12 protein-coding genes are annotated in these 13,139 nt (G+C 70.7%); 6 read left to right on the top strand and 6 right to left on the bottom strand.

Translation table 11 applies throughout. From position 1 onward, the window contains the following. Position 1: 1 nt before the first annotated feature. From ABD259_RS13350 to ABD259_RS13335, 4 genes are all read left to right on the top strand, one after another. Positions 2-433, top strand: a complete 432-nt coding sequence (locus ABD259_RS13350; RefSeq protein ID WP_344102236.1) for a roadblock/LC7 domain-containing protein — start codon at positions 2-4, stop codon at positions 431-433. Positions 434-447: 14 nt separating this feature from the next. Then, a complete protein-coding gene (locus ABD259_RS13345) occupies positions 448-819 on the top strand; it encodes a DUF742 domain-containing protein (RefSeq protein ID WP_344101902.1) in 372 nt (123 codons plus the stop codon). Next, positions 800-1,387 (top strand): GTP-binding protein, encoded by a 588-nt coding sequence (locus ABD259_RS13340; RefSeq protein WP_344101904.1) that lies wholly within the window; start codon positions 800-802, stop codon positions 1,385-1,387. The genes ABD259_RS13345 and ABD259_RS13340 overlap by 20 nt, the downstream gene beginning before the upstream one ends. Positions 1,388-1,559: 172 nt before the next feature. Then, positions 1,560-2,513 (top strand): oxygenase MpaB family protein, encoded by a 954-nt coding sequence (locus tag ABD259_RS13335; protein ID WP_344101906.1) that lies wholly within the window; start codon positions 1,560-1,562, stop codon positions 2,511-2,513. 145 nt (positions 2,514-2,658) lie between these two features. On the opposite strand, the gene ABD259_RS13330 is transcribed toward ABD259_RS13335, so the two are convergent. After that, positions 2,659-3,792 (bottom strand): NAD(P)H-dependent flavin oxidoreductase, encoded by a 1,134-nt coding sequence (locus ABD259_RS13330; RefSeq protein ID WP_344101908.1) that lies wholly within the window; start codon positions 3,790-3,792, stop codon positions 2,659-2,661. A 97-nt stretch (positions 3,793-3,889) separates the two neighbouring features. Next, complete coding sequence (dprE2, locus tag ABD259_RS13325) at positions 3,890-4,705, bottom strand: decaprenylphospho-beta-D-erythro-pentofuranosid-2-ulose 2-reductase (RefSeq protein ID WP_344101910.1); 816 nt, start codon at positions 4,703-4,705, stop codon at positions 3,890-3,892. Between the two features lie 413 nt (positions 4,706-5,118). Between dprE2 and ABD259_RS13320 the strand changes: the two genes are divergently transcribed. After that, positions 5,119-5,526 (top strand): hypothetical protein, encoded by a 408-nt coding sequence (locus tag ABD259_RS13320; RefSeq protein ID WP_344101912.1) that lies wholly within the window; start codon positions 5,119-5,121, stop codon positions 5,524-5,526. Positions 5,527-5,793: 267 nt separating this feature from the next. Here ABD259_RS13320 and dprE1 read toward each other — a convergent pair whose 3' ends face one another. From dprE1 to pgfA, 3 genes are read right to left on the bottom strand one after another with little or no spacing between them, the layout of a single operon-like run. Continuing rightward, positions 5,794-7,194 carry an FAD-binding oxidoreductase gene (dprE1, locus tag ABD259_RS13315; RefSeq protein ID WP_344162572.1) on the bottom strand — a complete coding sequence of 467 codons (1,401 nt, stop codon included), beginning with the start codon at positions 7,192-7,194 and terminating at the stop codon, positions 5,794-5,796. After that, positions 7,191-8,123, bottom strand: a complete 933-nt coding sequence (locus ABD259_RS13310) for a decaprenyl-phosphate phosphoribosyltransferase (protein ID WP_344101917.1) — start codon at positions 8,121-8,123, stop codon at positions 7,191-7,193. Before ABD259_RS13310 ends, dprE1 begins: the two co-directional genes overlap by 4 nt. 15 nt (positions 8,124-8,138) lie before the next feature. After that, on the bottom strand, positions 8,139-9,077 hold the full coding sequence (pgfA, locus tag ABD259_RS13305) for a cell envelope lipid trafficking protein PgfA (protein ID WP_344101919.1): 939 nt from the start codon (positions 9,075-9,077) through the stop codon (positions 8,139-8,141). A gap of 338 nt (positions 9,078-9,415) precedes the next feature. Here pgfA and ABD259_RS13300 point away from each other — a divergent pair, with 338 nt between their 5' ends. Beyond that, positions 9,416-10,759 carry an acyltransferase family protein gene (locus ABD259_RS13300; RefSeq protein ID WP_344102238.1) on the top strand — a complete coding sequence of 448 codons (1,344 nt, stop codon included), beginning with the start codon at positions 9,416-9,418 and terminating at the stop codon, positions 10,757-10,759. 98 nt (positions 10,760-10,857) lie between these two features. Here the strand turns inward: ABD259_RS13300 and ABD259_RS13295 are convergent, their stop codons facing one another. Next, entirely contained in the window at positions 10,858-12,990 is a 2,133-nt protein-coding gene (locus ABD259_RS13295) for a hypothetical protein (RefSeq protein ID WP_344162570.1), read from the bottom strand. Between the last annotated feature and the right edge of the window lie 149 nt (positions 12,991-13,139).

Raw genomic sequence — 13,139 nt, 5'->3', positions numbered from 1 at the left:
AATGGACCTGAACTGGCTACTGGACGAGCTCGTCGAACGGGCCGCGGGTGCCAAGTACGCCATCGTCCTCTCCGCCGACGGCCTGCTGATCGGCCGCTCCCAGGAGCTGAGCAAGGACGACGCCGAGCAGCTCTCCGCCGTGGCCTCGGCGTTCCAGAGCCTGGCCCGCGGCACCGGCCGACAGTTCGGCGGCGGACAGGTGTTGCAGACCGTCGTGGAGATGGAGCACGCCTATCTCTTCGTCACCGGCGCCGGGAGCGGCGCCTGCCTCGCGGTCATCGCCGATGAGGGATCCGACGTCGGCCTCATCGCCTACGAAATGAACGTCCTCGTGGAGCAGGCGGGGCGGTTCCTCAACGCCGCTCCCCGCGAGGAAGGTGCCGCCAGCGGAACGCCGGCTGTCGGCGGAGCCGCCGAGAATGCCACCGGTTGAGGCGGAGGTGAGCCATGTCAGATCACAGTGAGGAGCACGAGGCGGACGCGGCTGGTCCGTTGGTGCGCCCTTATGTCATCGCGCAGGGGCGGCAGCGCTCCGACACCGTCCAGTTGGACATGGTCAGCGTGGTCATCGCGGCCCGGGCCGAGGTGGACGAGATGTCCCTCGAACCCGAGCAGGTGCGGATCCTGGAATTCTGCCGCCGCCCGCAGTCGGTGGCGGAGGTGTCCTCGCACCTGGCCCTTCCGATCGCGGTGACCAAGGTTCTGATCGGCGACCTCATCGGCCGGGGCTACGTCCTGGCCCGCGCCCCCTACACAACCGAGAGCCCGGTCAGCCGGGACATACTCCAGGCGGTACTTGATGGCATCCAACGACTCTGACCGCGCCGCGGACCACATCCCCTCCGCGATCAAGATCCTCGTCGCAGGCGGTTTCGGAGCCGGTAAGACCACCCTCGTCGGTTCGGTCAGCGAGGTGACCCCCCTGAACACCGAGGAGGTGATGACCGAGGCGAGCCTCGGTGTGGACGACCTCGCCGGGGTGGAGGAGAAGACCACCACCACGGTCGCGCTCGACTTCGGCCGGATCACCATCTCCGACCAGCTCGTGCTGTACCTGTTCGGCACCCCGGGCCAGGAGCGCTTCTGGTTCATGTGGGAGGAGCTGGCGCTCGGTGCGCTGGGGGCGGTGGTCATCGCCGACACCCGGCGGCTGGAGACCTGCTTCGCCGCGGTCGACTTCTTCGAGCGGCGCGGGCTGCCGTTCGTGATCGCGGTCAACTGCTTCGAGGGGGCGCACCGCTACGACGTCGACGAGGTCGCCACCGCGCTCAACCTCCCCTCCGGCATCCCCGTCGTCCTGTGCGACGTGCGCGAGCGCGAATCGAGCAAGGAGGTCCTGCTGGCGCTCGTGCGGCACGTCGCCGAGAGCATGGCTGTGTCGGTGTAGGACCTCCCACCTCGCACGGCTCGGTGTAGCGGCCGTTTTTCCCCAGGGGCCACACCCGCGTAGCCGTAGGGTTTTCCGCCGTCCTACTCTTGCGGTGATGAGGGGTGGATCGCATTTTCCGTGCGCTCCACCACCTCTCCCCCACAACAACGGCGGAATCGGAAGAGTTCGCATGAAACGGTACGACTGGTACGACGAGATCCACCGGCTGGACGCGGAAGCCGACTGTCGGCGGATCACCCAGATCCTCGCCTGGCATGAGTTTCCATGGGACATCACCCAGGCCCTGGGGCTGGCCCTGTACCGCACCTACGCTGTCCCCAGCATCGGCGGTCTGCTCGACCGCACCCGCGAATTCACCACCCGCACCCAGTACCGCTACGACGACACCGCGCTGCTGCTCGGCGCGATGCTGCACCACGGCTTCGAGCCGGGCGAGGGGCGCGACGCGCTGCGTCGGATGAACCAGATGCACCGCTCCTTCGACATCAGCAACGACGACTACCGCTACGTGCTGAGCACGTTCGTGGTCATGCCGGTGATCTGGCTCAACGACCTCGGCTACGGGTGGCGGAAGCTGACCGAGCACGAGATCGCCGCCGGGACCAACTACTACCGCATGCTCGGCAAGCACATGGCGATCAAGGACATCCCCGCGACCTACGCCGAGTTCTACGATCTCTTCGACTCCTACGAGCGGGAGAACTTCGCCTACTCCGAGGGCGGGCGCGCCGTATCCGACGCCACCCTCGACCTGATGGTCGACTTCTATCCGCCGTGGCAGCGCCCCATCATCCGCCCCTTCAGCATGGCGCTGCTGGACGAGCGCCTGATCACCGCGTTCCGCTACCCCGCGCCCTCGCGGTTCTGGCGCTTCGCCGCCCGCGCGGGGCTGCGGGCGCGGGCCAAGGTCGTCCGCTTCATGCCGCCGCGCGTGGAACCCTTCCAGGAGAAGGACAGCCCGAACATCCGCAGCTACCCGCGCGGCTACGATGTCAACCGCATCGGCACCTTCCCGCAGGGCTGCCCGGTGCCGCACGACCTCGTCACCACCGAGGTGCCCGGCACCGACATCCGGGTCCCCGCCCCGGGCCAGGAGCTGGCTCCGGAACAGAAGGCGGGCTGAACCAGCCCTGGGCGTCACACCCCCTGCCGCCAGTGCCGGACGCGAGGGCCGCACGCCGCTCCGTCTCGCCCTTCTCCGTTAATCCCGGACACACCGGGGTCGCGACCGCCCGCGCGACCCCGTTTCCCCGGGATCCAACGGAACGTCAGTGGTCCCCCACCCGCTCGTCGGCCACCACCGTGTTCAGCCGCTCCAGGGTGTCGCCGAACTCCTCCATGAACTCGTAGACGACCTGAGAGGTGGACTTCACCCGGTTCAGAGTGCCCACGATCTGGCCGACGGGCGAGGGCGTGAGCGAAGGGTGACGCACCCGGCTGACCCGGCGCAGCGCGTCGGCGATCAGCATGAACTGCAGGGGCATGGGCAGTGTTCCGGGGGAGTCCGCGCCCTCCCACGCGTCGGTCCAGTCGTTGCGGAGCATGCGCGCGGGCTTGCCCGTCATGGACCGCGACCGGACGGTGTCGCGGGAGGTGGCGCCGAGGATCTGTTCCAGGGCGCCGGGCGGGGTGTCGGCCTCCTCCGTGGCCAGCCAGACCGATCCGGTCCACACCCCCTCGGCTCCCAGTGCCATGCCCGCGGCCATCTGCCGACCGCGGCCGATACCGCCCGCCGCGAGCACCGGTGCCGGGGCGACCTCGTCGACGATCTCGGGGACCAGGACCATCGTGGCCACATCCCCGGTGTGACCGCCGGCTTCGGTGCCCTGGGCGACGATGATGTCCACGCCCACCTCGCGCTGCTTGCGCGCGTGGCGCACGCTTCCGGCGATCCCGGCGACGGGGACGCCGCGGCCGTGCGCCTGCTCCACCACGTCGGCGGGCGGCGCGCCGAGGGCGTTGGCCAGGAGGCCGATGGGGTGGCGGAGCGCGACCTCGACCTGCGGCCGCGCGGTGGCGTCGGTCCATCCGAGCAGGAAGTGCGCGGTGTCCTCGTGGGTGATCTCGGGGACGCCGTGCTGGGCGAGCAGTTCGTTGACGAAGCGCCGGTGACGGTCGGGGATGAACTCCGCGAGCCGGTCCCGCAGCCCCTGGCCGTCGGCCGGAGCGAGGTCGTCCCCGGCGTAGGCGGCGGGCATAACGACATCGACGCCGTAGGGCCGGCCGCCCGCATGCGCGTCGATCCAGGTGAGTTCGCGTTCTAGTTCCTCGGGGGTGAAGTAGAGCGCACCGAGCACCCCCATGCCTCCGGCCCTGCTCACGGCGGCGACGACGTCACGGCAGTGGCTGAAGGCGAAGATCGGGAGGTCGATGCCGAACATCTCGGTCGCACGGGTTCGCATGCGGTTATGGAAACACGGAATTGAAACGTGTTCTAGATACGTTGTCTGGCGATTTTCCGGTTGGCGCCGGGACATTCGGCTCTCCGGCGGGCGCCGCCTAGCGCGCCAGCCGCCGCCACACCGGCCGCGGCAGCACGCGCAGACCGGCGAACACCAGCCGCAGCTTGCGCGGCACCCAGACGACGGCGGACCCCTTGCGCAGGCCGTCGGCGACCGCCTCGGCGACCTGGCGGGCCGTCGCCGGGAAGGGCGCGGAGGGGACGTGGGCGGACATCCTCGTGGGCACGTAGCCGGGGCGGACGACCATCACGCGGGCGCCGGTGCCGTGCAGAGCGTCGCCGAGCCCCTGGGCGAAGCCGTCCAGACCGGCCTTGGCCGCGCCGTAGACGTAGTTGGCGCGGCGTACCCGGACCCCGGCCACCGAGGAGATGACCACGATGGTCCCGTGGCCCTGTTCCTTGAGCCGCGCGGCCACGGCGATGCCGGCGGAGACGTGTCCGGTGAAGTTGGCGGTGGCGGCGTCGGCGGCGGCCACCGGGTCGGTGTCGAAGACGGCCTGCTCGCCGAGGACGCCGAACGCGTCGATGACGACGTCGAGGTCGCCGACCAGCTTCACCGCCTCGTCGACCACGTCGGCGTGGGTGTCGGGCCGGGCGGCGTCGAAGTCGATCGTGTGGACGGCGCTGGCGCCCAGCGCGAGGAACCGCTCGGCGGTCTCCTCCGCACCTCCCCGGTCCCGTGCCTGGCCGGTGCCCGCGTCCCCGCCGTGGCCCTCGCCGCCGCGGGCGGGGCGGGCCGCCAGGACGACCCTGCGCGCGCCGTCGCGGACCAGGCGTTCGACGACGGTCAGCCCGATCTCGCTCCGTCCACCCAGGAGGAGGACCGAGTCCACCGTCCCCACCGCGTTGCGCATGCGACCCCCTCCTCGACCGAGATCTTGGACGTAGCTTCCCAAACGGCGCCGCCCCAGGGAAAGGGTTGGCCGGGGAAACCGCGTATCAGCGAGGTCCCTGGCGGACCGCGACCGGGCGGCGGATAGGACGGCGCCGGTCCCGACCTGGTGCGCCCCCGGCTTGGCGCGCTCCAGGGCGCGCCGCCTGCTCCCCCCTCGTCGCCGCAGACGCGGTGGCCAGGCGCGGGGGATGCGGGCTGCGGCTCCGTACGGGGAGCGTTCCCCCGAGCGCTCCAGGTCATCGACGCAATTGCCCGAGCGCAATATCGACAACCGCTCACGACAGGACTGGGGTCGCTTACTCCGGGTAGGGGTGAACGGGGCATCCAGGTCCGACGGAAAATGGTGGAACAACCGAATAACAGGAGGCCTACGTGGTCGCGTTCTCTGTCGTCTGCTTCAGCTGTGCCGCATTGACCTCGGTCGTCGCCATCTGCCTGACCGGCGCCGCACTGACCGCGGTCGCCCTCGCCATCCTCCACACGGAGCGACGACGAAGAGACGGCTCGGCCGACGGGGGCGCCCCCCGCGCGGCCCAGCCCGATGGCGGGGACGACGCCTGGTACCACGTCCACCGGGCGTTCGGTCCGTGTTCCTCCTGGATGGCCGGGATCGTCGTCGTCACTGCCCTGCTCGCGAGCACCGTCCCGGTCGACGTGGTGGAACTGTCCGTGCCGCTGATCCTGACCGCGGCCGTCGCCGTCACGTTCGTCTGGAGCGCGACGGCGCGCCGCAGCCCCCTCCACCGCCGCACCTTCGAATGCGACGACCGGTGGGACTGATACCGCGGCCATCCCTCCGCTCCTGACCCAGGTTCCCGCTCCTTGAGCCCGCTTGAGTCCGCGCCGCCCGCCCCGAAGCGGCCCGGTCGGCCCGGCTCGGAAGCGACCGCCGGAGCAGCGGCACGCGGGGCTCGTCGCCGCCCTCGACGACCCGCACACCACCGCGGAGCGGCGCTCGGCCCGCACGGAGGCGCCCTGGTCGGACGCCTCACCCCACCGGCGGCGCCTTCGGTGCCTTTCCCGCCGCCGAGGAGGGAAGCGGCGGCATCACAGCTCCAACCTGCGGGACAGGTCGGAGACGAGAACCCCACGCGGGTCGACGCGCTCGCGGACCGCGCGCCACTCGTCGAGGCGCGGGTACATCGCGTGTACCGCCAACGCTTCGGCCCGGCTGTCCTTGGCCAGGTAGATGCGTCCGCCCGCGGAGAGGACCAGCTCGTCGCACGCGCGCAGCAGGCGTGCCAGGCCGGGGAGTTCGGCGGGCAGGTCGAGGGCCAGGGTCCAGCCGGGCATGGGGAAGGACAGCGGCGCGGGGGTGCCCGGGCCGAAGCGCTTCAGCACGGTGAGGAAGGACGGAGCACCGGCCGACGCCAACCGCTCGGCGATCCGGCGCAGGGTGGCCTCCTCGCCGAACGGCACCACGAACTGGTACTGCACCAGACCGTGGGGCCCGTACAGGCGGTTCCAGCCGCGCACGGCGTCCAAGAGGTGGAAGAACGACCCCAGGCCCTGGATCTCGTCGCGGCCGCAGCGGGGCGCGCGGGCGTAGTAGGCGGTGTTGAACGCCCGTACGCTCCACGCGTTGAGCAGCCGCGGAGGCACCCAGGGCGGTGCCCCGGCCACCGTCCGAGGGGCGTAGCGCAGGGGGTCGCGGCGCCGACGGGAGGGCAGGTCGGCGACGCGGGCGTGGTGGGCGCGGGTGAGGACGCCGCGGCCCATGGAGGCACCGCGGGCCAGCAGGTCGATCCAGCAGACCGTGTAGTGGTACCGGTCGTCGGACGCGCTCATCAACGCCAGCGCGGTGTCCAGGTCCGGCGTGCGGTCGGTGTCGACCCGCACAGAGGACGTCTCCACTCCGATGACGTCGAACGTCGCCTCGGTGATGATCCCGGTCAGGCCCATGCCGCCCACCGTCGCCCAGAACAGCTCCGGGTCTTCGGCCGGGCCGATGACGCGCTCGGCACCGTCGGGGGTGACGAGGGTCAAGGAGCGCACGTGCGCACCGAAGGAGGAGTCCACGTGGTGGTTCTTGCCGTGGATGTCGGCGCCGATCGCTCCCCCCACGGTGACGTGCCGCGTCCCGGGGGTCACCGGCACGAAGTAGCCGTGCGGCAGCAGGTGCTCCATGAGGTCGGCGAGGCTGGTCCCCGCCGAGGCGGTCGCGGTGCCGGCCCCCGGGTCCAGCCGCAGGCCGGGCGCGAGGTCGGCGCACTCGATCACCAGGCCCCCGGCGCTCTGCGCGGCGTCGCCGTAGCTGCGGCCCAGGCCGCGCGGGATCGCTCCGCGCCCCGCCGCTCCCGAGGCGCCCGACGTGCCGTGCCCGTTCGGCACACCCTCGGCTCCTGCTCGGCGCAGGAGCAGCGCCGCCTCCTCGGCGGTGCGCGGACGCGCGACCGTCGCGAGGCTGGGCGCCGTGCGGCCCCAGCCGGTGAGCAGGCGGCGGTTCACGCGTAGATCCCGAAGCCGATCAGCCCCACGAGCGCCAGCAGGCAGAGCTGGAGTGGGCGGTCGCGCAGGGCGATCTCCTCGGGCTCCTCGCCGACACCGCGGTCGACCAGCTGGTGATAGCGGAGCACGAACACGAAGAAGGGGATGATGCTCGCCGCGTGGAAGCCGTTGGGCTGGTGGGCGGCGCCGCCCTCCAGAGCCCACAGGCAGTAGGTGACGATCACGGCGGCCGACGCCATGGTGCGGATCTGCACCAGGTAGCTCCGGGAGTACCCGTTGAGGGACGCGCGGGCGCCCGCACTGCCGGGGCTTCGGAGCTCCGCCTCCCGCTTACCGGCCACCACCAGGAGCGCGGCCAGCGACACCACGATGATGAACCAGCCCGTGATCGGGACGCCGATGACCACGCCTCCGGCGACGGCGCGCAGCACGTGGCACCCGGCGACGGCGGCGATGTCGACGACGGTGATGTCCTTCAGCCACAGCGTGTAGGCGGTGGTGAGGGCGAGGTACCCGAGGAGCACCCCGAGCAGGGGCGGGTTGCCGCTGGCGATGGCAGCGATCAGCGCGAAGGCCACCAGGGCGGCGCCCGAGCCGACGGCGAGCGGGACCGGGACGACGCCTGAGGCGACCGGGCGGTTCCGCTTGCGCGCGTGCAGCCGGTCGTGGTGGACGTCGCGGGCGTCGTTGAGGAGGTAGGTGCCGCTCGCGGCGAAGCAGAACAGCACGAAGGTCAGAGCGGTCCAGCCGAGAACGCCCGGGTCGGTGAGCGTCCCGGCCGTTCCGGGAGCGGCGAGGACCAGGAGGTTCTTCAGCCACTGCTTGGGCCGAGCGGTCCGGAGAAGGCCAACCGCGCGTGCCCCCGGCCCCGGCGTCGACGCGGGGTGCGTCAATGCCGGGGCCGGGGGGCGGGACAGCGATTCGCCCATGCGGTCACCAGCTGTTCAGTGCCGGCCGTGGGCCGAGGTCCGGGATCCGACGAGCAGGACGCCGCCGAGGGCGATCAGCACCACGCCGACGATGAGCAGCGCCAGCGGCAGGGTGGTGCGAACGAGCGGGATCAGGTCGGCTCCCTCGGACGCGGTTTCGAGGTTGGACTTCTTGGTCTCGTCGGTGAAGCGCATGTCGCCGTCGAAGAGGACCAGCTTCTCCTCGCCGTCGACGAAGGCGCCGCGGTGCTGCTGTTCGCGCAGGTCGATCGGGGCGCCGGTGGTGGGTTCGATCCAGTAGGTGCGGGTGACGTTGTACATCACGTCGGTGGTGGCGTCGCCATCGCCCTTCATCCCCAGGAGGGACTTGGGCAGGGTGCGCTCCTCGATCTTGGTCGGCTCGATCTTCTGCGTGAACTTGTAGGTGTCGACCTTCTGGCCATCGACGTCGAGGGTCTCTTCACCCGCGAATTTGATGGGGAGGGTCTGCTTGGTGGCGGTGTCGAAGAACTCGTAGTCCTTCTTCTCGGTCAGGAAGGGGAATTTGAACGCCTGCCCCTTCTGCTTGACCGGCTCCTCGTTGACCGAGGCGTCGCAGCAGTCGACCGCCTCGCCGGTAACGCGGTCGTGGCCGACACGGCGTGTGTTGGACAGGAACGCGAAGTCCCGGTCGACGTCCTTGACCCAGGTGAACTGGTCCCAGACGGCGGTGTCGTCGTCGCTGGCGGCCACGTCGCCGCGGACGGTGGTGTAGGCCTCCACCTCGGCGTGCTCGACCAGTTTCAGGTCCTTGGCGCTGAAGTAGGTGGCGTCGTCATCCCGGTTGACCGTCTCGCTGTACTGGTCGAGGGGGGCCTTCATCGCGGCGCCGGCGACCCAGAACCGCAGCAGCGGGGCCAAGACCAGACAGAAGACCCCGAGCGCAATGCAGACGACTGCGGCGGTACGACGCATGAGTTCTCCCGGGCAGAGTTAAGCGGATCTGGAACTTGCTTCATTTTCGGGTAGAGTACTTCTCCATGGCGTGCAACGTCACCAGGGCGTGTCTGAATTTTTATAACATGTTCTAGTCTGCCACGGGGTCGGTGACCTGCCCCAAGGCACCCCCCGACTAGAGCTCGGCGCTCGCGCCACGCGCCCACACCCGCCAGCCGACGGCATGTGGAGGAGGCCGGCCTGTGACAGCACCGCCCGAAGCGAATGGGGCCGCGGTTGGAAACCCGCCCGCGGCCGACTTCGGGACCGGCAACGGCAGGGGCACCACCGCCCCTGCCACCCAAGCCAGACCCGACGTGCGATTTCTTCCCCAGGTCAGAGGGCATCTCACCGGGCTCGACGGCATCCGTGCCATCGCCGCCCTGATGGTGCTGGTGTTCCACGTCGCGATCGAGACCGGTGCGGCGCTCCACCCCGGTGTCTTCGGCGCTCTGCTGTCCGGCGGGCAGTACGGTGTCCCGCTGTTCTTCGCTCTGTCGGGACTGCTGCTGTACCGGCCGTGGGCGCGTGCCGCCCTCGACGGCACGCCGCGCCCAGCGGCCCTCCCGTACCTGTGGAGGCGCGCCCTGCGGGTGCTCCCCGCCTACTGGATCGTGGCGGTCACGGCGCTGCTGCTCTGGTCGGACAACCGGCTCGGGTCGGTGAGCGCGTGGGTCGAGGTGATGACGCTGACTTTCACCTACGACCTCGATCCCTGGTGGGTGGGGACGGGCCCCTACGGCCTTGGCCAGATGTGGAGCCTGTGCGTGGAGGTCTCCTACTACCTGCTGCTTCCGGTGATCGCGTTCCTGCTGGCGCGCTATGCCGCGCGCGGCGGACCGGGCGGAAGGCGCAACGGACGCGGCGCGGCGGACACCAGCGGCGCCCCCTCCGCCTCCATCGTGGACGCCCGGGCCAAGCGCCTGCTCATCGGGCTGGCCGCGCTGGTGGTCCTGAGCCTGCTGGCGTTCTTCCCGCAGTTCTATCCGGAGCCGCGCCCCTACATGCACTCCTGGCTGCCGCGCACGCTCGGGATGTTCGCCGTCGGGATGGGGCTCGCGGTGGTGTCGGAGTGGGCCTGGCGTGAGTCCGGCCCCGACGGCCCGGTGCGCCGCTTCTGCCGCACCGTCCCGCGCGCGGCGACGCTGTGCTGGGCGCTCGCGGCAATCGTCTACCTGCTGCTCTGCACGCCGGCCGCCGGCCCCCGGTTCGTCGGCGTGGACGGCCTGTGGGTCGGCTGGTTCAACACGACCGCCTCGATGGCCTTCGCGTTCTTCCTCATCGCGCCGGTGGCACTGATGCCGCGGCACGACACGGCCCCCGAGAGCACCGACGGCGCCGCCCCCGCCCCGCGCTCGCGCTGGAGCGATGGCGCCTGGCTGCGGACGCTGCTGGCCCACCCCGTGAGCGTCTACCTCGGCAAGATCTCCTACGGGATCTTCCTGTGGCAGTTCGTGGTCCTGTACCTGTGGCGCGGCTTCACGGGCCAGGAGATCTTCTCGGGGTCCTTCTGGTTCGACATCGTTCCCGTCACCCTGGGAACGATCCTGTGCGCGGCCGCCACGTACCGGTGGGTGGAGGGACCCAGCCGCCGCTGGTACAACGCGGTCGGCCCCGGGGGCGGACGGCGGAAGGCGGACCGGGCGGCCGCCACCGGTTGACCGGCGGCGGCCGGAGGAGCCGGACCCGGAGCGCGGGCGGGGCCGCGGTCACGACTCGGACCCCTCCGTCCCGCGCCGAGCTGGACTACGCGTCGCCCTTACCGTCCGTCCTCGCCGTCGTCCTCGTCCTTCTTCGTCTTGTCCCCGCTGCCCTCGTCCTTCGCGCCGTCGCCGCCGTCCTCATCCGCGTCCTGCCGCGCCCAAGGATTGCCGTCGGTCTGCGGCTCCAGCTCTCCGAAGGTCACCCACTGCATGCACAGCTCGTCCTTCCTTGTGTGCAGCAGCAGTTTGTTGCCCGCCCCGGAAACGGGGACGTACCACATGCCGCCCTTGGGGGCAGCGGGCAGCTCGGTGTCGATCCACGCGTCGCCGAGAACGACGCCGATGCGCGTCGAGGTCTCGGCTTTGTAGTTGATCGCGAGGATCATCGTCGGCCCGCCGAACGACTCGACCTGCCACATCACCTGTCCTTCGAGGGTGGACATGCACTTCTCGTCGTCCGGCTTGCCGAAGAAGGCGCTGTCGTCCTTGGGTTTGGCGGGGACGAGGTATCCGGCGTCGTTGAACACGAGTGCGGTGTCCGCGGGGCCGGGGTCGCGGAGCCGCTCGGCGACCCCCTCGTCGGCGAGCGGGCTCAGGACGTGCGAGCTCAGTCGGCGCGGTCCGTTCCATGGCAGCACGATGTCCGCGGGCACCGGACGCGGATAGACGCCCGCCTCCTTCGGTATCTCCGACATCTGGGCGCGCACGGTGTCCAGGTACCAGCGCACCCGGTTGCCGCTGAGGGTGTCGGCGAAGGCGTAGGTCGAGTACCCGGCGGCGAGGATGAAGGCCATGGTGGCGGCGATGGTGACGTCGCGGGCGCGCTTGGGCGGCGGCGTCCACCGGAAGGCGGTGGTGCCGTCCGCCCGGCCCGCGTGGGCACCGCGTCCGGTGCCGTCCGCACCCGGGTCCTCCTCCCGCGTGGGCATGTAGGCGAAGGCGAGGCAGAGAGCGAACACCAGCGCGGCGTCGGCGACGTAGCGGGGGTCAAAGCCGATGGCGTCCTCGTAGCGGCCGCGGGCGATGAGGGTCGGGATGATGTCGACGACCAGCAGATAGCCGAGCACGATCGCCCAAGCGCGCCACGAGCGGCGGCGCACGAGCAGGCTGACGACGATGACCAGGGCCAAGACGGCCCACGCGCCGATGACCACGGGCGCGGACGGGTTGAGCAGGCCACCGGCCGGGGTGACCGGCCCCCATTCGAAGGGTCCGCCGACCGTTCCGGCCGGGAACGTCTCGCCGAGCAGCCGTCGCGCCGCTGTCACGGCGGTGTCGAGCTTGGGCAGCCCGGCGCCCTCGCCCTGGGCGGTGTCCTGCTTGGCGAGGTAGAGCAGGCCGTGTCCCACGGACAGCGCGGCCATGCCGACCCAGAAGGGCATGTCGCGTTCCAGGGTCGCGGCGAAGGCTTTGGGGAACCTCCCGCGTACCAGGAATGCCGCGGCCACGACGAACAGCAGCGGCGGCAGGAACATCGCCTTGACGGAGAAGGCCATGCCGAGCACGACGGCGCCCGCGGTCATCCAGCCGTACCGGGGGTCGCCGGTCCGCAGGTAGCGCACCATCCACAGCAGCGACAGCGCCATGGCCAGCTGGAACGGCACGGCGTTGAGCGCGGCGGACCACCAGGCCAGGACCGGCATCGTCAGCGGGGCGAAGAGGTAGACGGAGAGCGGGGCGAGGATGGCCCAGCGGCGGCCGAAGAGCACCCACAGCAGCCGGAAGACGGCGGCCGACGCGCCCGCCTGGAAGGCGGCCATGATGCCTGCGGCCAGGCCCCAGTCGTAGGGCGCGATGGCGGTCTGAATGTAGGCGAGCAGCATCGCCCCGGGCATCAGGTGGCCTTTGTGCAGACTGGTCAGATAGTCCGGGGTGAGGTTGCTGGCGGCGGCGTTCCCGAAGAAGAGGAAGTCGTCCTCGACGAAGTAGGCGGAGCGCAGCACGTAGATTTTGAGCGCGATGGCGGCGAGGACCAGTACGCCGCCGAGCACCACGAGAGGATCGCGCATGCCGTGGTCGGCCGCGGCGATGGCCCGGCGCACCAGTGTCTGGTCGCTGCGTCCGTCACTGGACGTAGCGGCATCGGCTTGGGCAGGCGTCGAGGGGGCCGAGGTAACGTCCGGAATGGGGTCGCCACCGTTGAGGCCGTGGCCATCGGCCTCCTGCCTCGTGCCTTCGGGACCAGGCATGAGCTCTCACTTCCCAGGGGGTCGGTGCCGGGCCATTTGACGACACCACTCAAAGTGATGTCACAATATAACAAGTTTCACATGCCGCCGTGAGTGTCGCCGCAGCTCCATTGTGGCGGAATAGTCAGAACAAGAACCGGGTTCACCCC

Origin of the sequence: Nocardiopsis rhodophaea, assembly GCF_039530945.1 — a bacterium.
Classification (GTDB): Bacteria; Actinomycetota; Actinomycetes; order Streptosporangiales; family Streptosporangiaceae; genus Nocardiopsis_C; species Nocardiopsis_C rhodophaea.
This window is presented reverse-complemented; position numbering and strand designations above follow the sequence as displayed.

Coding starts and splice junctions, on each gene's coding strand:
- ABD259_RS13295 (WP_344162570.1), bottom strand. CDS start 12,990: ATGCCTGGTCCCGAAGGCACGAGGCAGGAGGCCGATGGCCACGGCCTC.
- ABD259_RS13350 (WP_344102236.1), top strand. CDS start 2: ATGGACCTGAACTGGCTACTGGACGAGCTCGTCGAACGGGCCGCGGGT.
- pgfA (WP_344101919.1), bottom strand. CDS start 9,077: ATGCGTCGTACCGCCGCAGTCGTCTGCATTGCGCTCGGGGTCTTCTGT.
- ABD259_RS13310 (WP_344101917.1), bottom strand. CDS start 8,123: ATGGGCGAATCGCTGTCCCGCCCCCCGGCCCCGGCATTGACGCACCCC.
- ABD259_RS13340 (WP_344101904.1), top strand. CDS start 800: ATGGCATCCAACGACTCTGACCGCGCCGCGGACCACATCCCCTCCGCG.
- ABD259_RS13345 (WP_344101902.1), top strand. CDS start 448: ATGTCAGATCACAGTGAGGAGCACGAGGCGGACGCGGCTGGTCCGTTG.
- ABD259_RS13335 (WP_344101906.1), top strand. CDS start 1,560: ATGAAACGGTACGACTGGTACGACGAGATCCACCGGCTGGACGCGGAA.
- ABD259_RS13330 (WP_344101908.1), bottom strand. CDS start 3,792: ATGCGAACCCGTGCGACCGAGATGTTCGGCATCGACCTCCCGATCTTC.
- dprE2 (WP_344101910.1), bottom strand. CDS start 4,705: ATGCGCAACGCGGTGGGGACGGTGGACTCGGTCCTCCTCCTGGGTGGA.